This is a genomic window from Candidatus Pelagibacter sp. PS_41 (assembly GCF_059417725.1).
Map to the genome: position 1 here is coordinate 517063 of NZ_CM182062.1, position 22418 is coordinate 539480.

Consider the following 22418-nt stretch of genomic DNA (forward strand, 5'->3'; position numbering starts at 1 on the left):
TATACACTAAATTTTTAAATTTTTAACCTCTTTTTAAATTTTTCATCGAGCATGGGTTTTAAGAATTCACCAGTATAACTACCTTTTATTTTGATAATATCCTCAGGTTTGCCCTCTGCGATAATATTTCCACCTTTGACACCACCTTCAGGTCCCATATCGACAATATAGTCTGCTGTTTTAATTACATCTAGATTATGTTCAATAACAACAACTGTATTTCCTAGAGCTACAAATGTGTGCAATATTTCTAATAGTTTTTTAATATCATGTTGATGAAGACCTGTTGTAGGCTCGTCTAATATGTACATAGTTCTTCCTGTAGATCTTTTTGAAAGTTCTTTGGCTAATTTAATACGTTGAGCCTCACCACCAGATAGAGTTGTAGCTTGTTGTCCTATTTTTATATAACCAAGACCTACCTTCTTTAATGTCAATAATTTAGTTTTAATGTTTGAAATATTTTCAAAATATTCACATCCTTCATCTACAGACATGTCTAAAACATCTGCAATGCTTTTTCCTTTAAATTTAATCTCTAAGGTTTCTCTGTTATATCTAGTTCCTTTACATTCATCACATTGTATATAAACATCAGGCAAGAAATGCATTTCATAAGTAATTACACCATCACCCTCGCATGCTTCGCAGCGACCACCTTTAACATTAAATGAAAATCTTCCAGGTTTATAACCACGAGTTTTTGACTCAGGAAGCGCTGTAAACCAATCTCTTATAGGACCAAAAGCACCAGTGTAAGTGGCCGGATTTGATCTAGGTGTTCTTCCAATAGGAGACTGGTCGATATCTATAATTTTATCAATGAGTTCAACGCCCTTGTATCCTTTAAATGCTTTTGGCACTTTTCGAGCTTTATTATTTAAAGTTAAATTAAGTGCATGATACAAGGTCTGTAGTATTAATGTAGACTTACCACTTCCAGAAACTCCTGTTACACAAGTAAAACTACCAATTGGTATTTTTAGATCTACATTATTTAAATTGTTTCCAGATGCACCATTAATTTCTACAAATCTACCATTTTTAGCAAGTCTTCTTGTTTTGGGTATTTCGATATATTTTTTGTGAGATAAGTATTGTCCAGTTATGCTATTTTTGTTTTTTAAGATTTCACTATAAGTTCCCTGAGCTATAATTTCTCCACCCTTAGTTCCAGCTTCAGGGCCCAAATCAATTATATGATCTGCATTTTGCATAGTTTCAGTATCATGTTCAACAACTATTACAGTGTTTCCTAAATCTCTAAGTCTTTTGAGCGCATCAATTAGTTTAACATTATCTTTTTGATGTAATCCAATAGAAGGTTCATCTAGAACATAAAGAACTCCGGTTAATCCAGAACCAATCTGAGATGCTAATCTTATTCGTTGAGCTTCTCCACCGGATAAAGTTCCAGACTCACGAGAGAGAGTTAGATAATCCAAACCAACATTTAAAAGAAAATTTAATCTTTCATTGATTTCTTTTAAAATATGTTCAGCTATTTTAAATTGTCTTTTATCTAATTTAACTTCTAATTCTTTAAACCACTTAGAGGCATCTAAAATTGATTTTTTTGTAACTTCGCTTATATTTAGGTTGTCTATTTTTACACATAAAGCCTCTTCTTTAAGCCTGTTTCCATTACATCCTTCACAAGCTGAATCTGATTGATATTCGGCTATTGCCTCTCTCTTCCATTCACTATCAGATTCCAAAAATCTTCTTTCTAAATTATTGATAACACCCTCAAAAGTTTTCTTGTGTGAATATTTTTCATATCCATCATCATAATTAAATTTTATCTCTTCTTCATCTGAACCAAATAAAATTACATCTTTAATTTTTTTTGGTAATTTTTTCCACCTTTCATCTAATGAGAATCCGTAATGTTTTGCTATTGAAGCTAGTGTTTGTGCATAATATAGTGTTGTAGACTTGGCCCATGGCTCAATTGCTCCATCAGCGATACTTTTTCTCTCATCGGGTATTACTAAATTTGGATCTACATTTAGCTTTATCCCAATACCCTCACATTCAGCACAGGCACCGTACGGACTATTAAAGGAAAATAGTCTTGGTTCAATCTCTTCAATAGTAAATCCACTCTCAGGACATGCAAATTTAGTTGAGTAAATTAATTTTTCAGTTTTTCTAAACTTTTGAGGCAAGGTTTCATCTTCATATTCAACAAAAACCAAGCCATTTGATAGATTTACAGCCGCCTCTATACTTTCAGCCAACCTATTTCCAAGAGATGAATTAATAACAATTCTATCTACAAGAACCGATATATCGTGTTTAATTTTTTTATCTAAATCAGGAGCTTTTTCAATATCATACAAAACTTCATCTATCTTAATTTTTCTAAAACCTCTTCTTTTATAACTAAGAATATCTTTTTTATATTCACCCTTACGACCTCTTACTACTGGAGCGTAAATATAAATTGTAGATTTTTTTGGTAATTTTTTTATTAAATCTACAATTTGAGTAATTGTTTGTGATGTTATAGGTTTGCCAGTAAATGGAGAGAATGGTATTCCAGCTCTTGCATAAAGCACTCTCATGTAGTCATATATTTCTGTTACAGTAGCAACTGTTGATCTTGGATTTTTTGATGTATTTTTTTGTTCTATTGCTATAGCAGGACTTAAACCTTCAATAAGATCAACATTTGGCTTTTTCATTTTATCTAAAAATTGACGTGCATAGGCAGATAAACTCTCAACATAACGTCTTTGCCCCTCAGCATAAATTGTATCAAAAGCAAGAGAGGACTTTCCTGAACCAGAAAGTCCAGTTATAACTACAAATTGATCTTTAGGAATTTCAACTGAAACATTCTTTAAATTATGTTCTTTTGCACCCTTGATAACTATCTTTTTGATCATAATTTTAGTTGCTTTAAATTAATAAAATTAATATTCAGGTTATATTGTGATATAAATACTAAATAAATAAATAAACATTTTAAAATATTATGGCTGGAAGTTTAAATAAAGTATTATTAATTGGGCGTTTAGGCGCAGACCCTGAGATCAAACAAATGGTAAATGGTAAAAGCGTTGCAAGACTAAGTTTAGCAACAAGCCAAACTTGGAAAGACAAAACTTCTGGTGAAAAAAAAGAAAAGACTGAATGGCACCGTATAGTTGTATTTAATGATGGTTTAGTAAATGTAGTGCAGCAATATCTAAAAAAAGGTGCTCAAATTTATGTTGAAGGTCAAATTGTAACAAGAAAATGGAAAGATGAACAATCTGGACAAGATAAATATTCAACTGAAATTGTAATACAAGGTTATAACTCTTCTCTTACTATGCTTGGTGGTGGCAACACAGGTGGTGGAATTCAAAATGATAATAATCAAGTATCAAATAATAATTTTGAAGACTCGCCACAAACATCAAACGATATGGATGACGAAATTCCATTTTAGTTTTTTATGCCTAACACAGAAATTCCTAAAGATAAAAATATCAAGTTAATTTCGATGCATGACGAGATGAGCTCGTCTTATCTATCTTATGCGATGAGTGTAATTGTAAGTAGGGCACTCCCAGATGTAAGAGATGGCTTAAAACCTGTTCATAGAAGAATATTATTTGCAATGTATAAAGGTGGCTATGATTGGTCTAAACAATTTAGAAAATCTGCAAGAATAGTTGGAGATGTAATTGGTAAATATCACCCACATGGTGATCAATCTGTTTATGACGCTTTAGTTAGAATGGTTCAAGATTTTTCTATGAGCTTACCTTTAGTTGAAGGCCAAGGTAACTTTGGTTCTATAGACGGAGATCCGGCAGCAGCTATGAGATATACTGAGACAAGATTGGCTAAAGTTTCACAGTATTTAATTGATGATATTGAAAAAAATACTATTGAGTATAAAAGTAATTATGATGAAACTGAAAAAGAACCTTCGGTTTTACCAGCACAATATCCGAATCTTCTAGTTAATGGAGCTGGCGGTATAGCGGTTGGTATGGCTACAAGTATACCCCCACATAATCTTGGTGAAATAATTGATGGAACATTAGCTTTAATTGAAAATAAAGACATTAAGATTAAAGATTTAATGAAATATATACCAGGACCAGATTTTCCAACTGGGGGTGTGATCATTGGTAAGTCAATTATTAAAGATGGATACAATATTGGACGTGGATCTTTTAAAATAAGAGGTGAAATATCTGTTGAAGCACAAAAAAATGGAAGAGAAAGACTTGTAATTACCTCAGTACCTTATCAAGTGAACAAATCAGTACTAAACGAACGTATTGCACAGCTTGTTAGAGAAAAAAAAATTGAAGGTATTAAAGATATTAGAGATGAGTCAAATAGAGAAGGTATAAGAGTTGCTATTGATTTAAGAAATGGTGTGGAGCCTGAGACGATTAAGAGACAACTTTATAAAAATACATCTATAGAAAGTTCTTTTGGTTTTAATACTTTAGCTATAGTTGATGGAAAACCAAAAATTTGTAACCTCAAAGAGTTTTTATCTCATTTCTTATCATTTAGAGAAGATGTTGTAATTAAGAAGACTAAATTTGATTTAAAAAAAGCAGAAGATAGAGCACACATATTAATTGGCCTTTCTGTTTCTGTAGAAAACCTAGATAAGATTATTAAGATTATTCGTTCTTCAAAAACACCAGATGATGCAAAAAAATCTTTATTAAATACTAAATGGAAAATAAATAAATCTTTAAAATTAATATCCTTAATAGTGGATAAAAAGGGTAAAAATCTTTATTCTCTTTCAGAACCTCAGGTAATTGCAATTTTAGAATTAAGACTACAAAAGTTAACCGCTTTAGGCATTAATGAAATTGAAGTAGAGATTAAGAAATTAGCAGATTTAATAAAAGGATATAAAAAAATAATTAATTCAAAAAAAGAGCTTTTAAAGGTAATAAGTGAAGAGCTTAAAACTATTAAAGAAAAATTTGCTGTACCAAGAAGAACTAAAATTATTGATGCAATTTTGAATTACGATATTGAAGAAACTATTCAAAAAGAGTCAGTAATCATAACAGTTACTTTACAAGGTTATATTAAACGTGGTGCATTAAGTAACGTTAAACAGCAAAAAAGAGGTGGTAAAGGAAAATCTGGTATTGTTACAAGAGATGAAGACTCTGTTGTTAAAACATTATCTGTTAATACGCACACATCATTACTCTTTTTTTCAACCGAAGGTCTTGTTTATAAAATTAAAGCTTGGAAAATTCCCGAAGGATCAACTGCATCTAAAGGAAAATCATTATTCAATATTTTACCTTTAAAAAGCCACCAATCAATTAGCTCTATAATGGCATTTCCTGAAAATGATTGGAAAAATTTGCAAATAGTTTTTGCAACTGCCAAAGGTAAGATTAGAAAAAACAGTCTTGAAGATTTTTCATCTATTAATTCAGCTGGAAAAATTGCAATGAAACTTGATCCAAATGATAAAATTGTTGGTGTTGAAATTTGTAAAGATGATCAAAATATAATACTAAGTACAAAAAATGGAAAATGTATAAGATTCGAGTCAAAAAAATTAAGAATTTTTAAAGGAAGATCTTCTAAAGGAATAAAAGGTTTAGAATTAGCACCGAATGATGAAATTGTTTCTTTATCCATTATTGATCAAGTGAAGAATAAAAAAGACTCAAAAACAGAAGAGAGATTTATTTTATCTATAACTGAAAATGGTTATGGTAAAAAAACATTGCATAATGATTACAGGGTAACAAATAGAGGTGGAAAGGGAATTATAGGGATTGTTAATTCTCCAAGAAATGGAAATATATCCTCTAGCTTTCCAGTTTTAGAGGGTGATGAAGTTATGATCTCAACAAATAAAGGTAGAGTTATTAGAGTTGCTGTAAAAGAAATTAGAACAGCGGGAAGAAATACACAAGGCGTACGCATTATTAAATTATCGGGTGATGAAAAAGTAGTTTCAGCAATAAAAATTGATGATAACCTAGTGTAATGAAAAAAGTTGCTGTGTATCCAGGTACATTTGATCCTATTACATTTGGCCACATAGATGTTATTAAAAAATCCTTAAAATTATTTGAAAGAATTGTCATTGCAGTTTCAGATGGTGCAAATAAAAATTACTTATTTAATTCTGATGAAAGAATAGAAATCATTAAGAAAGCACTTTTCAAAGACTTAAAATTGAATAAGAGTAAAATTGAAATCATTTCGTTTCAGTCATTAACTACCGATCTTTGTAAAAAATATAAATCAAATATAATTTTAAGAGGCCTTAGAGCTGTTTCTGATTTTGAATATGAATTTCAATTAGCGGGTATGAATAGAAAATTAAATAACAATATTGAAACGATTTTTTTAATGTCAGATATAGAAAACCAGATTATTTCTTCTAGATTTGTAAAAGAAATTATTAAATTAAAAGGTGATATTAGAAAATTTACTACAAAAAGCACAATAAAGTCTTTAAAAGAAAAATATGAATAAATTTATAATCAAAATTTTACTTTTAATCTTTTTAACAACCAATAATGTAACTGCAAAGGAGAACATAATGATTTTAAAACTTAAAGATGGTGATGTAAAAATAGAACTTTTTGAGGACGTGGCACCTAATCACGTAAAAAGAATTAAACAACTCGCTGAAGAAGGTAAATATGATGGTGTAGTTTTTCACAGAGTAATTGATGGTTTCATGGCACAAACTGGTGATGTTAAGTTTGGAAATTCTAAAAGCGATGAGTTTGATCTAAGGCGAGCTGGTATGGGTGGTTCAGATCTTCCAGATCTTAAGGAAGAGTTCAGCAATTTACCTCATGAAAGAGGAACGTTATCAATGGCTCGTTCACAAGATCCAAATAGTGCTAATAGTCAATTTTTTATCTGTTTCAAAGAGGCTTCATTTTTAGATAGACAATACACGGTCTTTGGTAAAGTTATTGAAGGAATGGAATTTGTAGATAAGATTAAAAGAGGTGACCAAAATAATAACGGCTCAGTAACTAATCCAGATAAAATTATTAGTTTTAAATAATAATTTAAAAAAATTAATGACGTTAAAAAAATTTAATTTTAATGTCTTGGGAAATGATAGCTTTGCCAGAGCTGGTGTTATTGAAACTCATAGAGGAAATATTCAAACTCCAGCTTTCATGCCAGTTGGAACCCAGGCAACTGTTAAGGCCTGCTTAATTGAAGATGTTATAAATACAGGCTCAGAAATTATTCTTTGTAACACTTATCATTTAATGATTAGACCTGGAGTTGAAAGAATTATTAGCGCTGGTGGTCTTCATAAATTTATGAATTGCAAACTACCTATTCTTACAGACTCTGGAGGATTTCAAGTAATGTCTTTATCCAAACTAAATAAAGTTGATAGAGAAAAAGGTGCGATTTTTAATTCACATGTTGATGGAAAAAAATTTATTTTAAGCCCTGAAGAAAGTATCCGTATTCAAAAAGGATTAGACTCAGACATTGTAATGATTATGGACGAATGTCCAAAAAAAACTAGTGATTACGATATCATTAATAAATCAATGGAACTTTCTATTTATTGGGCCGAGAGATCAAAAATATCATTTGGCTCAAATCCCCACAAAGCTCTTTTTGGGATTATTCAAGGAGGATTATTCAAGGATCTTAGATTAAAGTCACTTAATGCCTTAACTAAGATTGACTTTGATGGTTATGCAATTGGAGGACTTGCAGTAGGTGAGACGCAAAAAGAAATGTTTAATGTTTTAGATGATATCAAAGAACATATGCCAAGTGATAAACCTCGATATTTAATGGGCGTTGGAACACCAACAGATATTCTTGGCGCTGTTAAAAGAGGTGTTGATATGTTTGATTGCGTTATGCCAACAAGATCTGGAAGAACAGGTCTAGCTTTTACTTGGAACGGCCGTTTAAATATAAAGAATAATAAATATAAAAATGACAATGAGCCATTAGATATTAATTGCTCTAATTTAAGTCTTAATAAATATTCTAAAAATTATTTAAACCACTTATTTAATACAAATGAAATTTTAGGTTCTACTCTTTTAACACTACATAATATCAACTTTTATCAAGAATTAATGTCTGCCATAAGAGATAATATTAGAAAGGGTACATTTAACAAGTTTCACGATGAATACATGGATAGGTTGTAATAAAAATATTTGCAATTTAACAAGTTATCGAATAAATAATTGTTTTTTGGTAATAAAATTTATTTAAGTTTAGATATTTTTTTATTGTTTAAATTTTTAAGTGTAAAGAAATTTAAAAATTTTAAAGAAGGCTTCACCAAAAGTTTTTTTTTAAAATGTGATAGAAAAAAACAAAATCTCAACTTTTTTAAATTCTATGCGGGCCCTTAGCTCAGTTGGTAGAGCAATTCCCTTTTAAGGAATGGGTCGATGGTTCGAGTCCATCAGGGCTCACCAAAAAAATAAAATTAACTAATATTAATTGGTGGATAATCAAGTATCACACTGTTTTCCCACTCTGAAAGATCTTTTATTCTTTTAGAAGAAGAGGGATGGGTACTCATAAACTGAGGTGGTTCTTTGCCTTTATTGGATTCTTTCATTCTTTCCCATAATTTTTTTGTTTCTCTAACATCAAATCCAGACAATGAAGCAAAAATCATTCCTAAATAATCAGCCTCGCTTTCTTGAGTTCTAGAGAAGGGATTCATTAATCCTATTTGAGATAACAAACCAACAGTATTCATGCCAGTTACTCTATTAACTTGAGATAATTTACCTCCTGAAAAAATATCAATAAGCTGAGTACTTGTGTTTAATAAAACACTTCTACTAGCTCTTTCAACAGAATGTTTTGCAACCGCATGGGCTATCTCATGACCCATCACTGAAGCTAAACCATCGGTATTTTTGGTAACCTTGAGAATTCCTGTATAGACGGCAATTTTACCACCTGGCATACACCAGGCATTTTTGATCTTTTTATTATCAATTAATATATACTCCCAATCAAAATTTACTGTAGGGTCATCTAGTCCTGCTCTATAAAAATATTCCGATATTGAATCTTCCATTCGTTTTCCAATATCTTTAATTTCGTTAAGTGTTTTTTTATCATCACTCATTTTTTCTTTTTCTTTTACTTTTTCATAAATTTGGGCTGCTTGAGCATTTAATTTAGCTTCAGGTATAATTTTGAACTGTCTACGATCTGTAATAGGTGTTGTAGAGCAAGCATTAATTAGTAGACCTGAACATCCACACCCCATTACATTTAAAAATTTTCTTCTATTCATTTTTTATAAAATTTGATAATTATATAATCAATATCAGATATGAATTTAAACAACAAAATATTATTAGTTCTTTTCATTATTTCAATTACATTTGTAATTTATTCTAGCTACAATTAATACAAAATGTCAAAAAAAAAAAAATCATTAACCCTGAAATTAAGAAATTATTTTTTTACTGGGGTAATTGTACTTGTTCCAATTGGATTTACACTTTATTTAAGTAAATTTTTAATCAATTTTTCAACAAAATTAGTTCCAGCTGGACTAAATCCAAACACTTATCTTCCTTATTCAATTCCTGGAATTGAAATAATTCTGACAATCATATTTATTACAATCGTAGGGGGTCTCTCATTATCTTTTATTGGGAAAAAATTTTTACAACTGGTTGATGATCTTTTTAAGAGAATACCTATTTTGAGAACAATATATTCTGCTATAGGTCAGATGACAGATTCATTTAGAGAGCAGGAAGGAAATAAAAAAAGTGTTGTTTTGGTTGAATATCCAAGAAAAGGCTCATGGGCGGTTGGTTTTGCTACCAAAGAAAATACTGGCGAAATAAAAACTAAAACTAAATTAAATCTTGTAAACGTTTTTGTTCCAACTACACCAAACCCCACAAGTGGTTTTTTACTGATGATACCTAAAGAAGAACTAGTTTATCTGGATATGACATTCGAAGAAGCATCAAAATTTATTGTTTCTGCAGGAACCTCAAATCCAAAAAATTAAACTATATCATTAATAATATCAGCTTGATCGTATAATTTTAGCAAAGGTCTATATTTTTCTATATTAATGTTTTCTTGTTCAATTTTTTTAATTTGTTTTTCTGCCAAGATAAATAAATCTTCATTTTGTATAGGATCAGCTAACCTAAAATTTTTAGTACCACTTTGTTTAAATCCTAATAAGTCGCCAAAACCTCTAAGTCTCATATCTTCTTCTGATATTTCAAAGCCATCATTAGAATTTTTCAATATATTGATCCTTTTTTTTGCATTGATACTTAAATTAGATTTAAATATTAAAATACAGCTTGCTTGTTTATTACCTCTACCAACACGACCTCTTAATTGATGGAGTTGCGATAAACCAAATTTATTAGCATTTTCAATTATAATTACATTGGCATTTGGAAAATCTATCCCAACTTCAATTATTGTTGTTGAAACTAATATTGAATATTTTTTATTAAGAAACTTATAAAGAATTTCCTCCTTTTCATCATTTTCAATTTTCCCATGAAGTAAGGCTACTTTATTGGGAAAGATTTTATTCAAATACTCATATTTATTAACAGATGATTGATGATCTAATTTTTTTGACTCTTCAATTAAAGGACATACCCAGAAAACTTGATTGCCCTCTGTAATTTCTTTTTTAACAAATTTGATAACATCGTCCATTTTAGTTTCTAGTTTACTATAAGTTTTAACTTCTTTACGATTATTAGGTTTTTCTCTAATTATTGATACATCCATGTCACCATAAACAGACATAGTTAAAGTTCTAGGTATAGGCGTTGCAGACATCAAGAGTACATCGCAATTATCTCCACCTTTGTCAGATAATAATTTTCTTTGTCTAACACCAAATTTATGCTGCTCATCAATAATTATATAGCCTAATTTATTAAACAATATTTTCTTTTGAAATATTGCATGGGTTCCAAAAATCATTTTAATTTTATTATTTTTTAATTCGTTTATAATTCTTTTCTTATCTATGTTTTCACTTTTACTTGAAAGTAATTCTATAGATATATTTTTAGGAAATAGTTTTTTAGCTAAGGTGAAGTGTTGTCTAGCTAATATTTCTGTGGGGGCCATTAGAGCCACTTGAAAATTTGAATTTATTACACTTAATGCAGAAATTAATGCTACAATAGTTTTTCCACTGCCTACATCACCTTGTAAAAGTCTAAACATTTTACTGTTTGAACTTAAGTCCTTATTGATATCGGTTAATGATTTTTTTTGATCATTTGTTAATTTAAAATTAAGTTTATTAATTATTTGGTTATATGAGTTATCTGTAATTTTTTTTGAAGTTTTTTTAATTTTCTTAATTTTTTTTCGAATTTCTGAGTTTACAAGAAATGATGCAAATATTTCATCGTAAGCTAGTCTTTGATAAAAGTTTGCTTTGTAATTTTCAATATTTTCTGGGTCATGTAATTTGATAATTGATTCATTCCAACTTTCATTTTTAAATCTTTCTAATATTTTTTTGTCATGCCATTCATTTAAGATAGGTAAATTCTCTAATATTTGTTTAATAATTTTATTATAATTTTTTTCAGTAATGCCTTCAGTAAGAGAATATTTATTATGAACTGTCTCTATTAATGAACTGTCCTGTGAAACGTATGTTGGATTTGTTATTTGATATTTGCCTCTAAAAGATGTGATTTTACCACTAATAGTAACCTCTTGATTAAGTGGTAAAATTTTTCTTACATATCCTTCATAACTATGAAAAAAAATACAATCAATTTTGCCAGTTTCATCTGAGCAATTCACTCTATTTGGCAAGTTTCTTACTCTAGGAAATTGATATTTCGCTGGTATTATTCTTATTGTTTGAACTTTATTAATTTGAAGGTCAGAAATTTTAGTGACTAAAGATCTATCCGTATAAGACTTTGGTAGTCTCCACAATAAATCAAAAATTGTATTAACTTTTTTTTTTTCAAAATATCCATGGTTTTTTTCCCAACACCATTTAATTTTGTAAGATCTGATAATAAATAGTCGTAATTATTCTTATTTTTCATGATAGATAGAATATAATAATAATTACAATGATTAATATAAAGGATTTAAAAAATAAAATAATTTATCGTGCTACTTATAGGGGCACTAAAGAAATGGATAAACTTTTAACTTCTTTTACTAAAAAATATATAAATAAACTTAATGAAAATGATCTCATGCTTTTAAACAATCTATTGGATAACGATGATGAAGATCTTTATAAACTAAATCACAATATACAAACAGACAAATTTTTTGAAAATAACAAAGTTATCGAATTATTTAAAAATTATGAATATAGATCAGATTAATGGCGGAGAGACTGAGATTCGAACTCAGGAAAGAGTTGCCCCTTTGCCGGTTTTCAAGACCGGTGCATTCAACCGCTCTGCCATCTCTCCGTTAGTGAGTGTTTTAACGAACAATCATAAATTTTCAACTTAAAATATCAATTTGTCTTTATTGAAAAGCTGTCTCGTACTAGTTTAGTACTAGTTTCATCCTATAAAATCCTAGCATATTAAGATAGGGTTTATTTGATGAAACGAAATGGTTTTACTCTAATAGAACTTTTAGTCGTAGTAGCTATTATCGGTATCCTCGCTGCAGTGGGAGTGGTTGCTTATAATGGGTATACGAGTAGTGCTAAAAGAAATGCCATCAAGTCAAATTTTAAATTAGTTGAAAAATATGTTTTAGCTGAATTAATGAAGTGCGAAATTGGTCACACTGAAGTTTTTACAAACGCAGGATCAAAAAAACTTAATTGTGGTGGAATTCAAGATTCCTGGAGAACCGCTAATGCAATGTATTTTGATCCTAGTCTTAAATTTTTAAACCCAATAGATAACGGAGTTTGGAATAGAGACAGCCAAAGAGCTGTTAGAAATGATGTTTATAAAGGTTCATCTATACCTGACAATATGATTGGATATATTTTTTTAAACTCTAAAGCTTGGCCTATATCTACTAGATCTTGCTTTGAAACTCCGTGCTCAAATACAGATAATGTTTTGACTTCAAGTATTAATTATCAATAAGATAGTCTGCAATCTTGATCATAAGCAACCAAAAAATTTATAAAGTGGAATAGAACAAAAGCTTTTAAATAAAAATTACGATCAGGGTACGACCAAATCTAATCTAAGCATTAATCAGCATTATAAATAAAGAGAAGTAGGAGAGTGGTAAGGGGTGTTCTGTTACCCGGTGCCCCAGACCAAATCTTCGTACTAGTCTAGTACTAGTTTGATAGCTTAGGCGAGTGAATAATAACTCATTTTTTAAAATTGAAGTTTTAAATTGATAAGTAAAATAGGGAAATGTATGTGTTACGATGTAAAGTGAGTAGGGGATTTCTAGGCTTTCAAGACCGGTGCATTCAACCACTCTGCCATCTCTCCGTAACATCGTTTTATTATCATAATTTTTTAATTCAACAATAAAATAGATAAATTGAATAAATAATGAGCTAATATTTGAAATATTTATAATGAAAAATAATAAATTCAATAAAGGTATTATTTTAACAGCTCTAGGATCTTTCTGGTGGGGAGTAATTGGTGTAATCTATTTTAAGTTTATTTCCTATACTGGCTCTATAGAAGTGGTAATTCATAGATGCGTATGGACAGCAGTAATGTTGATAATAACTACTTTTTATTTTTCAAAATGGAATATTTTTTTTGAAATAATATCCAGTATTAGAAATATAACTCTATTATTTTTTTCAAGTGTATTAATATTTCTCAATTGGGCGACCTGGATCTATGCTGTAGGAAATGAAAAAATTATAGATGCTAGTTTTGGATATTTTATTATGCCAATTTTGAGTGTTTTTTTAGGATATATTTTTTATGATGAAAAAATAAATCAAAAAAGAGGTCTGTCTATTATTTTGGTATTGATTTCAATAATTTTCTTATTGTTTAAAAACTTTGACTCAATACCTTGGGTTGGAATAATTGTAGGTGTAAGCTGGGGGCTTTATAATCTGATAAGAAAAAAGGTTAATGTAGATACAGATATTGGTCTATTAATAGAAAGCTTATTTATTTTACCATTTGCCTTGTTAGGATTTTATCTTTTATATCAAAATGGTCAAAATTATTTCAGTTTTAACAATGTACCATTAATGTTTTTATTAATGTTGGCCGGTCCAATGACAGTGATTCCTTTATTTTTATATGTAAGAGGTGTTGAACTGTCAGGATTAGGACCAACTGGAATGATTTTTTATATAACTCCTACATTTCAGTTTTTACTGGGTTTTTTTTACTATAATGAAACTTTTTCTCTCGATAAATCATTAAGTTTCATTTTAATTTGGATTGCTGTAATTATTTATTTAAAAGATTTATATGAAAATAATTAGATATTTATCGATAATATTTTTTATATTTTTTGCCAGCAACTTAATGGCTGATGAAAATGATTTTTCTAAATGGTTAAATAATTTTAAAATTTATGCTTTAAAACAAGGTGTTTCTGAAAAAACTTTTGACCTTGCAATGTCTGATGTTGTGTTTTTACCAAAGGTAATAAAGTATGACCGTTTTCAGCCTGAATTTTATGAGGATACAAAATTATACATATCCAAAAGAACTTCAGATCAAAAATTAAAGAAGGGAAGTGATATTTATAGGTCGAATAAAGATTTTATAAATCTTATTGATGATAAATTTTCTGTTGAAAAAGAGTTGCTTTTAGCACTAATGGGCATTGAAACTAATTTTGGAACTTATGTCGGCAAGATGGATATTTTATCATCTCTTGCTACATTGAGTTTTGATGAAAGAAGATCTGAGTTTTTCACAAAAGAACTTATTACAATACTTAAATTGATAGATAGTAAAAAAATTAATCATGATATCCTATATGGTTCTTGGGCAGGGGCTTTTGGATATTTTCAATTTATGCCTTCTACTATGGAGCGATATGCGATTGATTTTGATCAAAATAATATTATTGAATTAAAGTCAACAAAAGATGCTTTTGCTTCAGCTGCAAACTATATAAACAAAATAGGTTGGAAAAAAAATCAACCTTGTTTTATTAGAGTAAAATTAGATAAAAATGTGCCCCAAAATATATTAAATACATCAGCAAGAAATTTGCACAGCAAGCAAAAATTTAAGACATTAAAAAAGTATATAATTAAAAATGATAATTTTACAAATATTGACAATAATATGATAGCCTCAATTATTACCCCAGATAAAGATATTATTCCTGAAGCACAAAATTTAGAACCTGCCTATATTGTTTTTGAAAATTACGAAAAAATTCTACAATGGAATAGATCATTACGTTTTGCTCTAGCCGTTTGTACTTTAAAAGAAAAATTTGAAAATGTTCTATAAAAAGATATTTTTTTTTTATTTATGATATTTATAAGTAACTGTGCTAACATCAATCAAACAAAAATTCAGTCGACTCAATTTTTAGAAGATCCTTTTATTAATAAAGGGTTTGCACTTATTTATAACGAAAATCTTTTAAAGGAAAAAATAATTTCTAAAAAAATAGATGAGAGAAGCCTTATAATTTTTCAAAAAAATTTAAAAAAAAATACAAAAGTTAAAATTACCAATATAAAAAATAATAGATCAGTAATAGCAACCGTTGGAAATAGTGCTAATTATCCTTCTTTTAATAATTCCGTTTTATCAATCCGTATAGCAGATGAAATAAACTTAGATAAGAAGGAGCCATATGTTGAGATTAGAGAAATCCTAGAAAACTCAGTTTTTATTGCAAAAAAAGCTAAAACTTTTGAAGAAGAAAGAAAAGTTGCTAATAATGTACCAGTAAATAATATTAGTATTAGCGATTTAAATAGTACTCAAATTAAAAACTCAACTAAAGCTACAAATAAATTTTCTTACAAAATTAAAATAGCTGATTTTTATTTTAGAGATACAGCTTTGTTATTAATTGATAGAATTAACAACGAAATTAATGTGAAAGATGTTAAAATTGAAAAGATTATGGAAAATAAATATAGAGTTTATCTAGGTCCGTTCTATAACATTAATACTCTACAAAAATCTTTTAATGGTATAAACATATTAGAATTTGAAAACATTGAAATTATAAAATGAATAAAACAAAATTTTTCTTAGCATTATTTATACTTTTGTTATTTTCGTTTAATACAAAAGCTGAATTTAATATTAAGGCAAGAACAGCTATCCTACAAGATTATCTATCTGGTGAAATTTTATTTGAAAAAGAACCTAATAAATCAATCTATCCGGCTTCTATGACAAAAATCATGACTGCTATAATAGCTTTTGATTTAATTAAGAAAGGCGACTTAAGCTTAGATGAAAAATTTATTGTATCTGAAAATGCATGGCGATTATCATCGGCTGGTTATTCATCAATGTTTATCATGGTTGGCGATGAAGTTACTGTAGAAGATTTACTTAAAGGGATAATTATTGCCTCAGGTAATGATGCCTGTGTAGCTTTAGCTGAGGGTATCGCTGGCACAGAAGATGAATTTGCAATCATGATGACTGCTAAAGCAAAAGAAATTGGTATGGAAAATACTAATTTTGCTAATTCATCTGGAATAAATAATACAAAAAATTTATCTACCGTTAAGGACATATTAATTATGTCAAACTACCTTATAAAAAATTTTCCAGAAGAATATAAGATGTTTGCTGAAAAAGAATTTACTTGGGATAGAACCGGGGGTGATCCAATTACTCAAGGAAATAGAAATCCACTATTATATTCCTCACTTGGTGCAGACGGTATTAAAACTGGTTATTTAGCTGTTGAAAAATATTCTTTGGCTTCATCTGTTGAAAGAAATGGTAGAAGGCTAATTGCAGTTGGTAGTGGTTTTGATACAAAAAAAGATAGGTCTCGGGAAAGCTCAAAACTTATAACATGGGGATTGACAAATTTTGATTTGGTTAATGTTACACAAAGTGATGCACCTATTGAAGATGTTGAAGTATGGCTGGGCAAAAAAAATACAGTGAAGACCTATGTTAATAAAGATATTTATAAAGTAATTAACAAAGGAAGAAAAAGCTTATTAAAAGTTACAATAAAGTACAACGGTCCAATACATGCTCCTATTAAGAAAGATGATGTAATTGGCAAATTAAACCTAAGTTATAAAGGTGAATTTATTGAAGAATATGACTTATTAGCATTCGAAGATGTTAAAAAATTAAATATTTTCTCTAGATTAATGAAATCTATTAATTTTTTAATATGGGGCGATGTCTAAAAAACCAATTATTGTTTTTGAGGGTATAGAAGGGACTGGCAAATCTCATCATATTAAAAAAGTTGCTTTTTTTTTAAAAAAAAAATATTGCTTTTATAAAAATCAGAGAACCTGGTGGAAGTATTAATTCAGAGAAAATTAGAAAACTAATATTAGATAATAAATCTAACTTTAATAAAGAAACTGATTTGCTTTTATATTTATCTGCTAGAAGTGAAAATATTGAACTAATTAAAAAAAATAAAGGTAAAAAAATTATATTAATAGATCGTTTCTCCGATTCTACAATTGCTTATCAACATTATGGGATGGGAGTAAATCGTAAATTAATAGAAAATATCAACAATCATTTACTTAAAGATATAAAAATTGATTTTACTTTTTTGAATACAGTCAATAATTATAATATGAAAAAAAGACTTGGTCAGAGAAAAAGACTTAATAGATACGATAAGTTTGATACTAAATTTTATAATAAAGTTCAAAATGGCTTTATAAAACTATCAAAATCGAAACCTAAAAAATATATTAAGATTAATTCTAATATAAATATAAAGATTAATGAAAAAATTATATTGGATAAAGTCAAAAGTTTAATTTAAGGGTATGAATTTAGAACCTTCAGAAAATACGTCAATTTATGGCTATAAATATTTTTTTAATGAAATTATTCAACTTTATAATAATAAAAAAATGCCTAATAAGATTTTATTATCGGGTAAAAAAGGTTCAGGAAAATCCACTTTTGCCTATCATTTAGTCAATTTTTTTTTATCAAAAGATGAAGAATTAAAATATGATTTAATTGAAAATAAGATCAATTCTGAAAATAGATCCTTCAAGCTATTACAGAATAACTCTCATCCAAATTTTTATTTGATTGATTTGCTGGCTGAGAAAAAAAATATAGATGTTGGTCAGATAAGAGGAATGATCTCTTATACAAATAAATCTACTTTTAATAATCAAGATCGATTTATTATGATTGATAATGTTGAGTATCTTAATAAAAATTCTATAAATGCTTTACTTAAAATTATAGAAGAACCTAATGAAAATATTTATTTTATCTTAATTAATAATAGTGAAAAAAATATTCTGCCTACTTTAAAATCTAGATGCATCACATTTAAAATTCACTTTTCTTTTGATGAAATAGTTAATATATGCAATCAAATACTTAATCAAAATATTTTAAATAAATTAAATTATAATTTGATTAATTATTATTGTACTCCTGGTGAAATTATTAAATTAATCAACTTTGCAGAAGAAAAACAAATTAATCTTAGAGACCACGACCTTTCTTCTATAATAAGTTTAATTATTGAAAATACATATTATAAAAAAGATAGATTTATTAAAGAATTGTTAACTAATTTTATCGAACTATTTTTATTAAAAAAATATATAATATCAAATAATAAAAATCTATTATTAAATTTTTATCAAAGTTTTATTCAAAAAATTAATAATACTGAAAAATTCAATCTTGATGAAGAGAGTTTATTTTTAGAATTTAAATCAAAAATATTATAAATGAATAAAAATTTTTATATTACTACACCAATTTATTATCCTTCGGCAAAGCCACATATGGGACACGCATACTCAAGTATAGCAGCTGATTTTTTTGCTAGATTTAAACGTATTGATGGTTTTAAAGTACATTTTTTAACTGGGACAGATGAACATGGCTTAAAGATTCAAAGAGCAGCTGAAAGTAAAAATATAGATCCTCAAATTTTTTGTGATGAAATAAGTCAAACGTTTAGAAATTTGTCTAGTACATTAAATTTATCAAATACAGATTTTATTAGAACTACTGAAGATAGGCATAAAAAAACAGTCCAATATTTATGGTCACAACTTGAGAAAAATGATGATATCTACTTGTCTAAATATTCAGGGTGGTATTCTGTTTCAGACGAAGCTTTCTACACCGAAGAAGAGATTTCTGAAAAAGAAGATAATAAGATTGCTACTTCATCCGGATCTCTAGTTGAGTGGATTGAAGAAGAATCTTATTTTTTTCGTTTATCTAAATGGCAGGATAGCTTGCTTGAATATTATGAAAATAACCCAGATTTTATTTCACCAAAATCTAGAAAAAATGAAGTCATCAGTTTTGTAAAAAGTGGTTTAAAAGATTTATCAATAAGTCGTAAAGCTTTTTCTTGGGGGATTAAAGTTCCAAGTAATCCAGAACATGTTATCTATGTTTGGTTAGATGCATTAACTAACTATATTAGTGCTTTAAATTATCCAAATACAGATGATGATTTGTTTAAAAATTTTTGGCCTGCCTCAGTTCACTTAATAGGCAAAGATATATTAAGATTCCATGCTGTTTACTGGCCAGCTTTTTTAATGGCAGCAAAAATTACATTACCAAATAAAGTTTATGGTCATGGTTGGATTTTGTCTGGCGATGAAAAAATGTCAAAATCAAAAGGTAATATACTTGACCCTCTTGATATTATTGAAACTTATGGCCTTGACCCCTTGAGATATTATTTAATTAAAGAGGTTTCTTTTGGTAATGACGGTAATATTTCTCAGGACAGGTTGGAAGACTGTATTAATAGTGATCTTGCAAATAATTATGGCAATTTATGCCAAAGAGTTACAGCATTTGCTGAAAAAAATTGTCAATCCAAAGTTCCCGATATCAAAAATTTTATTGAGGAGGACTTATTAATGTTAAATAAATTTTCAAATAATATATCTTTGATACGTAAAGAAATTGATAATCAAAACATAAATTACTATATTAACTTTATTATTAACGCACTATTTGAAGCAAATAAATACTTTAATGATCAAGAACCTTGGAAAAAAAAAGATGACCCACAAAGACTTGCTACAATAATATATACATCTCTTGAAATGATTAGAAAAATTACTTTCATGCTTTATCCTATTATTCCAGAGTCAGCCATCAAAGCTCTAAATATATTTGGTTTTAAAGAAGAAGACATTGACTTTAATTCTATAGGAGAAAATAATTTTCTTAAGTCGGGAGAAATAATTAATAAAATTGATATTTTGTTTAAAAAGATTGAAAAAAATGATTGATTCACATTGTCACTTAGATCATGAACCACTTTTAGAAAATTTGGACGAAGTTATTAAAAGGTCTAAAGAAGTAGGTATAACTAAATTGTTAACAATATGTACTACATTAGATAGTTTTAATAGAATTAAAGAAATTATAAAAAGAGATCCAATTATATATGGAACATTTGGAATCCATCCTCATGAAACTAACGAAAATTTATCAGTAGATAAAAATTTCATAATCAAAGAAGTTAACCAAAATGACAAGATAATTGGGGTGGGAGAAACAGGATTAGATTTTTTTTATGACCATAGTGATAGAGAAAAGCAAATAAGTTGTTTTAAGGCGCATATTGATGCTGCAATAGCCCTTGATAAGCCCATTATTATTCATTCAAGGGAGGCAGAAGAGGAAACTTACCAAATTCTAAAATCTTACAAGTCACAAGGATTAAAGATTTTGATGCATTGTTTTACGGGCTCTACAACTTTTGCTAATAAATTATTAGATTTAGATGCATTTTTTTCTGCAAGTGGGATAATCACATTTAAGAATAGTCTTGAATTACAAGATACATTCAAAACGATTCCCTTAAATAAACTTCTTGTAGAAACTGATAGTCCTTTCTTAGCCCCTATACCTATGAGAGGAAAAAAAAATGAACCTAGCTTTGTTAAATATACACTTGAAAAATTATCTTTAATTAAAAATCAAACTATTAAAGATATGTCAGATTTGACAACTGATAATTTTAATAGACTTTTTGATTTTTAATGTCAGTTAAATTTGTCATACTCGGTAGTGGGAGTTCAATGGGTGTACCCCGTGCGGATGGTTATTCTGGTAATTGTGACCTAAGAAATAAAAAAAACTTTAGAACACGATGTTCTGCCTTAATTAAATTTGAAAATCAAAACATCTTAATTGATACTTCTCCTGATTTAAGAACACAACTTTTACAAAATAAAATCAAAAACATTAGTAGAGTTTTTTATACTCATCTTCATGCTGATCAAACTCATGGTATTAATGATTTAAGACCTTTTTTTTTGATTAATAAAAAACAAATTCCTGTATATGCAGATAATCTTACAACTAAATATTTGCTATCAACTTTTGGTTATTGTTTTAAATCATCTCATGAATATCCATCAACACTAAAGATTAACCCTCTTAAAAATAAACATATGTTTATTAATAAGAATAAAAAAATTTTAATTGAATCCATGCCAGTCGAACATGGTAAAATTAAAAGTGTTTGTTATATAATTAATAAAAAATTAGCTTATGCTAGTGATATAAGTTTATTTTTTAAAAAAGATTATAAAAGATTAAAAAAAATTGATTACTTAATTATTGATTGCTTATGGTATAGAAATCATTCTGCTCATTTTAATCTAGATCAAGTCTTAGAATTGGTTAAAGATCTTTCACCAAAAAAAACAATTTTGACAAATATGCATAGCGATCTTGATTATGATAAGCTAAAAAAAAAATTACCAAAAAAAGTTATTCCTGGTTTTGATGGACTAACAGTAAATTTATAATACCGACTCTATCTTATTAATAATTTTTCCAGACATGGGCGTTACAAAAGAATTAAAAGTGTCTTCTATTTTACCCTCTTTATTAATCAATATTTTATGAAAATTCCATTTTGGAACTGTTGAGGCGCCATAATTTTTCTTGGCCCATTTATATATTTCGTGAGCATTGTCTCCTTTAACATCAACTTTATCTGTCAATGGAAAAGTAATGTTAAAATTAGTTTCACAAAAATCTTTGATTTCTGTATTAGATCCTGGTTCTTGACCTCCAAATTGATTAGATGGTACTCCTATAACATAAAAACCTTTTTCTCTATATTTTTCGAATAGCTCCTGTAATCCAGTATATTGTTTTGTAAAACCACACTTACTAGCTACGTTTACTAGTAAAATAGTTTTTCCTTTGTATTGATTTAAATGAATAGCTTCATTGTTTATATTTTTGATCGTATGATCAAAAAATATTTTTTCATATTTTGCATCAACCTTGTTAATAAAAAAAGAGAACATTAATATT

General features: G+C 28.2%; 21 protein-coding genes and 2 tRNA genes. 18 read left to right on the forward strand and 5 right to left on the reverse strand.

Annotated features, from left to right (window positions below; translation table 11 throughout):
- Positions 1 to 14: 14 nt before the first annotated feature.
- Positions 15 to 2894 carry an excinuclease ABC subunit UvrA gene (gene uvrA / locus AC5SL8_RS02795; RefSeq protein WP_494580686.1) on the reverse strand — a complete coding sequence of 960 codons (2880 nt, stop codon included), beginning with the start codon at positions 2892 to 2894 and terminating at the stop codon, positions 15 to 17.
- Positions 2895 to 2983: 89 nt separating this feature from the next.
- Here uvrA and ssb point away from each other — a divergent pair, with 89 nt between their 5' ends.
- The 6 genes from ssb to AC5SL8_RS02825 all read left to right on the forward strand — a co-directional run bounded on the left by ssb (position 2984) and on the right by AC5SL8_RS02825 (position 8438).
- The gene (gene ssb, locus AC5SL8_RS02800) at positions 2984 to 3442 is read left to right on the forward strand and encodes a single-stranded DNA-binding protein (RefSeq protein ID WP_494573716.1); all 459 of its coding nucleotides are present in this window, start codon (positions 2984 to 2986) and stop codon (positions 3440 to 3442) included.
- 6 nt (positions 3443 to 3448) lie between these two features.
- Positions 3449 to 5992 carry a DNA gyrase subunit A gene (gene gyrA, locus AC5SL8_RS02805; RefSeq protein ID WP_494580688.1) on the forward strand — a complete coding sequence of 848 codons (2544 nt, stop codon included), beginning with the start codon at positions 3449 to 3451 and terminating at the stop codon, positions 5990 to 5992.
- The gene (gene coaD, locus AC5SL8_RS02810) at positions 5992 to 6486 is read left to right on the forward strand and encodes a pantetheine-phosphate adenylyltransferase (protein ID WP_494580690.1); all 495 of its coding nucleotides are present in this window, start codon (positions 5992 to 5994) and stop codon (positions 6484 to 6486) included. Before gyrA ends, coaD begins: the two co-directional genes overlap by 1 nt.
- Entirely contained in the window at positions 6479 to 7033 is a 555-nt protein-coding gene (locus AC5SL8_RS02815) for a peptidylprolyl isomerase (protein WP_494580691.1), read from the forward strand. The genes coaD and AC5SL8_RS02815 overlap by 8 nt, the downstream gene beginning before the upstream one ends.
- 16 nt (positions 7034 to 7049) lie before the next feature.
- A complete protein-coding gene (tgt, locus tag AC5SL8_RS02820; protein ID WP_494580692.1) occupies positions 7050 to 8162 on the forward strand; it encodes a tRNA guanosine(34) transglycosylase Tgt in 1113 nt (370 codons plus the stop codon).
- Positions 8163 to 8362: 200 nt separating this feature from the next.
- Positions 8363 to 8438, forward strand: a tRNA-Lys gene (locus tag AC5SL8_RS02825).
- A gap of 11 nt (positions 8439 to 8449) precedes the next feature.
- On the opposite strand, the gene AC5SL8_RS02830 is transcribed toward AC5SL8_RS02825, so the two are convergent.
- Positions 8450 to 9277 carry a M48 family metallopeptidase gene (locus AC5SL8_RS02830; protein ID WP_494580693.1) on the reverse strand — a complete coding sequence of 276 codons (828 nt, stop codon included), beginning with the start codon at positions 9275 to 9277 and terminating at the stop codon, positions 8450 to 8452.
- A gap of 123 nt (positions 9278 to 9400) precedes the next feature.
- On the opposite strand from AC5SL8_RS02830, the gene AC5SL8_RS02835 reads away from it, so the two are divergent.
- Complete coding sequence (locus AC5SL8_RS02835; RefSeq protein WP_494573710.1) at positions 9401 to 10012, forward strand: DUF502 domain-containing protein; 612 nt, start codon at positions 9401 to 9403, stop codon at positions 10010 to 10012.
- Here the strand turns inward: AC5SL8_RS02835 and AC5SL8_RS02840 are convergent.
- Entirely contained in the window at positions 10009 to 11943 is a 1935-nt protein-coding gene (locus tag AC5SL8_RS02840; RefSeq protein ID WP_494580694.1) for an ATP-dependent DNA helicase RecG, read from the reverse strand. The two genes, AC5SL8_RS02835 and AC5SL8_RS02840, sit on opposite strands and share 4 nt — an antisense overlap.
- A 143-nt stretch (positions 11944 to 12086) precedes the next feature.
- On the opposite strand from AC5SL8_RS02840, the gene AC5SL8_RS02845 reads away from it, so the two are divergent.
- Positions 12087 to 12350 (forward strand): succinate dehydrogenase assembly factor 2, encoded by a 264-nt coding sequence (locus AC5SL8_RS02845; RefSeq protein WP_494580695.1) that lies wholly within the window; start codon positions 12087 to 12089, stop codon positions 12348 to 12350.
- Here the strand turns inward: AC5SL8_RS02845 and AC5SL8_RS02850 are convergent.
- Positions 12351 to 12440: transfer RNA gene (locus tag AC5SL8_RS02850), tRNA-Ser, on the reverse strand.
- Positions 12441 to 12578: 138 nt separating this feature from the next.
- Here AC5SL8_RS02850 and AC5SL8_RS02855 point away from each other — a divergent pair.
- The 10 genes from AC5SL8_RS02855 to AC5SL8_RS02900 all read left to right on the forward strand — a co-directional run bounded on the left by AC5SL8_RS02855 (position 12579) and on the right by AC5SL8_RS02900 (position 21901).
- Positions 12579 to 13079: a type IV pilin protein gene (locus AC5SL8_RS02855; protein ID WP_494580696.1), complete on the forward strand. Its 501-nt coding sequence runs from the start codon at positions 12579 to 12581 to the stop codon at positions 13077 to 13079.
- Between the two features lie 452 nt (positions 13080 to 13531).
- A complete protein-coding gene (gene rarD / locus AC5SL8_RS02860; RefSeq protein WP_494580697.1) occupies positions 13532 to 14413 on the forward strand; it encodes an EamA family transporter RarD in 882 nt (293 codons plus the stop codon).
- A gap of 43 nt (positions 14414 to 14456) precedes the next feature.
- On the forward strand, positions 14457 to 15401 hold the full coding sequence (locus AC5SL8_RS02865) for a lytic murein transglycosylase (RefSeq protein WP_494580698.1): 945 nt from the start codon (positions 14457 to 14459) through the stop codon (positions 15399 to 15401).
- Between the two features lie 21 nt (positions 15402 to 15422).
- Positions 15423 to 16142 carry a hypothetical protein gene (locus AC5SL8_RS02870; RefSeq protein WP_494580699.1) on the forward strand — a complete coding sequence of 240 codons (720 nt, stop codon included), beginning with the start codon at positions 15423 to 15425 and terminating at the stop codon, positions 16140 to 16142.
- On the forward strand, positions 16139 to 17293 hold the full coding sequence (locus tag AC5SL8_RS02875; protein WP_494580700.1) for a D-alanyl-D-alanine carboxypeptidase family protein: 1155 nt from the start codon (positions 16139 to 16141) through the stop codon (positions 17291 to 17293). Before AC5SL8_RS02870 ends, AC5SL8_RS02875 begins: the two co-directional genes overlap by 4 nt.
- A gap of 149 nt (positions 17294 to 17442) precedes the next feature.
- Complete coding sequence (locus AC5SL8_RS02880; protein ID WP_494580796.1) at positions 17443 to 17895, forward strand: dTMP kinase; 453 nt, start codon at positions 17443 to 17445, stop codon at positions 17893 to 17895.
- A gap of 4 nt (positions 17896 to 17899) precedes the next feature.
- Positions 17900 to 18832 carry a DNA polymerase III delta subunit-related protein gene (locus AC5SL8_RS02885; protein ID WP_494580701.1) on the forward strand — a complete coding sequence of 311 codons (933 nt, stop codon included), beginning with the start codon at positions 17900 to 17902 and terminating at the stop codon, positions 18830 to 18832.
- A complete protein-coding gene (metG, locus tag AC5SL8_RS02890) occupies positions 18833 to 20371 on the forward strand; it encodes a methionine--tRNA ligase (protein ID WP_494580702.1) in 1539 nt (512 codons plus the stop codon).
- Positions 20364 to 21128: a TatD family hydrolase gene (locus AC5SL8_RS02895; protein ID WP_494580703.1), complete on the forward strand. Its 765-nt coding sequence runs from the start codon at positions 20364 to 20366 to the stop codon at positions 21126 to 21128. Before metG ends, AC5SL8_RS02895 begins: the two co-directional genes overlap by 8 nt.
- Positions 21128 to 21901 carry an MBL fold metallo-hydrolase gene (locus AC5SL8_RS02900; RefSeq protein ID WP_494580704.1) on the forward strand — a complete coding sequence of 258 codons (774 nt, stop codon included), beginning with the start codon at positions 21128 to 21130 and terminating at the stop codon, positions 21899 to 21901. Before AC5SL8_RS02895 ends, AC5SL8_RS02900 begins: the two co-directional genes overlap by 1 nt.
- Here the strand turns inward: AC5SL8_RS02900 and AC5SL8_RS02905 are convergent.
- A complete protein-coding gene (locus tag AC5SL8_RS02905) occupies positions 21896 to 22411 on the reverse strand; it encodes a glutathione peroxidase (RefSeq protein WP_494580705.1) in 516 nt (171 codons plus the stop codon). The genes AC5SL8_RS02900 and AC5SL8_RS02905 overlap by 6 nt on opposite strands.
- Between the last annotated feature and the right edge of the window lie 7 nt (positions 22412 to 22418).

What these genes read in the sequence shown, in the direction of transcription:
- gyrA (WP_494580688.1), top strand. Translation starts at nt 3,449, where the DNA reads ATGCCTAACACAGAAATTCCTAAAGATAAAAATATCAAGTTAATTTCG.
- rarD (WP_494580697.1), top strand. Translation starts at nt 13,532, where the DNA reads ATGAAAAATAATAAATTCAATAAAGGTATTATTTTAACAGCTCTAGGA.
- AC5SL8_RS02830 (WP_494580693.1), bottom strand. Translation starts at nt 9,277, where the DNA reads ATGAATAGAAGAAAATTTTTAAATGTAATGGGGTGTGGATGTTCAGGT.
- AC5SL8_RS02905 (WP_494580705.1), bottom strand. Translation starts at nt 22,411, where the DNA reads ATGTTCTCTTTTTTTATTAACAAGGTTGATGCAAAATATGAAAAAATA.
- AC5SL8_RS02835 (WP_494573710.1), top strand. Translation starts at nt 9,401, where the DNA reads ATGTCAAAAAAAAAAAAATCATTAACCCTGAAATTAAGAAATTATTTT.
- uvrA (WP_494580686.1), bottom strand. Translation starts at nt 2,894, where the DNA reads ATGATCAAAAAGATAGTTATCAAGGGTGCAAAAGAACATAATTTAAAG.
- AC5SL8_RS02865 (WP_494580698.1), top strand. Translation starts at nt 14,457, where the DNA reads ATGGCTGATGAAAATGATTTTTCTAAATGGTTAAATAATTTTAAAATT.
- AC5SL8_RS02875 (WP_494580700.1), top strand. Translation starts at nt 16,139, where the DNA reads ATGAATAAAACAAAATTTTTCTTAGCATTATTTATACTTTTGTTATTT.
- AC5SL8_RS02855 (WP_494580696.1), top strand. Translation starts at nt 12,579, where the DNA reads ATGAAACGAAATGGTTTTACTCTAATAGAACTTTTAGTCGTAGTAGCT.
- ssb (WP_494573716.1), top strand. Translation starts at nt 2,984, where the DNA reads ATGGCTGGAAGTTTAAATAAAGTATTATTAATTGGGCGTTTAGGCGCA.
- AC5SL8_RS02895 (WP_494580703.1), top strand. Translation starts at nt 20,364, where the DNA reads ATGATTGATTCACATTGTCACTTAGATCATGAACCACTTTTAGAAAAT.
- AC5SL8_RS02885 (WP_494580701.1), top strand. Translation starts at nt 17,900, where the DNA reads ATGAATTTAGAACCTTCAGAAAATACGTCAATTTATGGCTATAAATAT.
- AC5SL8_RS02815 (WP_494580691.1), top strand. Translation starts at nt 6,479, where the DNA reads ATGAATAAATTTATAATCAAAATTTTACTTTTAATCTTTTTAACAACC.
- metG (WP_494580702.1), top strand. Translation starts at nt 18,833, where the DNA reads ATGAATAAAAATTTTTATATTACTACACCAATTTATTATCCTTCGGCA.
- AC5SL8_RS02900 (WP_494580704.1), top strand. Translation starts at nt 21,128, where the DNA reads ATGTCAGTTAAATTTGTCATACTCGGTAGTGGGAGTTCAATGGGTGTA.
- coaD (WP_494580690.1), top strand. Translation starts at nt 5,992, where the DNA reads ATGAAAAAAGTTGCTGTGTATCCAGGTACATTTGATCCTATTACATTT.
- AC5SL8_RS02870 (WP_494580699.1), top strand. Translation starts at nt 15,423, where the DNA reads ATGATATTTATAAGTAACTGTGCTAACATCAATCAAACAAAAATTCAG.
- tgt (WP_494580692.1), top strand. Translation starts at nt 7,050, where the DNA reads ATGACGTTAAAAAAATTTAATTTTAATGTCTTGGGAAATGATAGCTTT.
- AC5SL8_RS02845 (WP_494580695.1), top strand. Translation starts at nt 12,087, where the DNA reads ATGATTAATATAAAGGATTTAAAAAATAAAATAATTTATCGTGCTACT.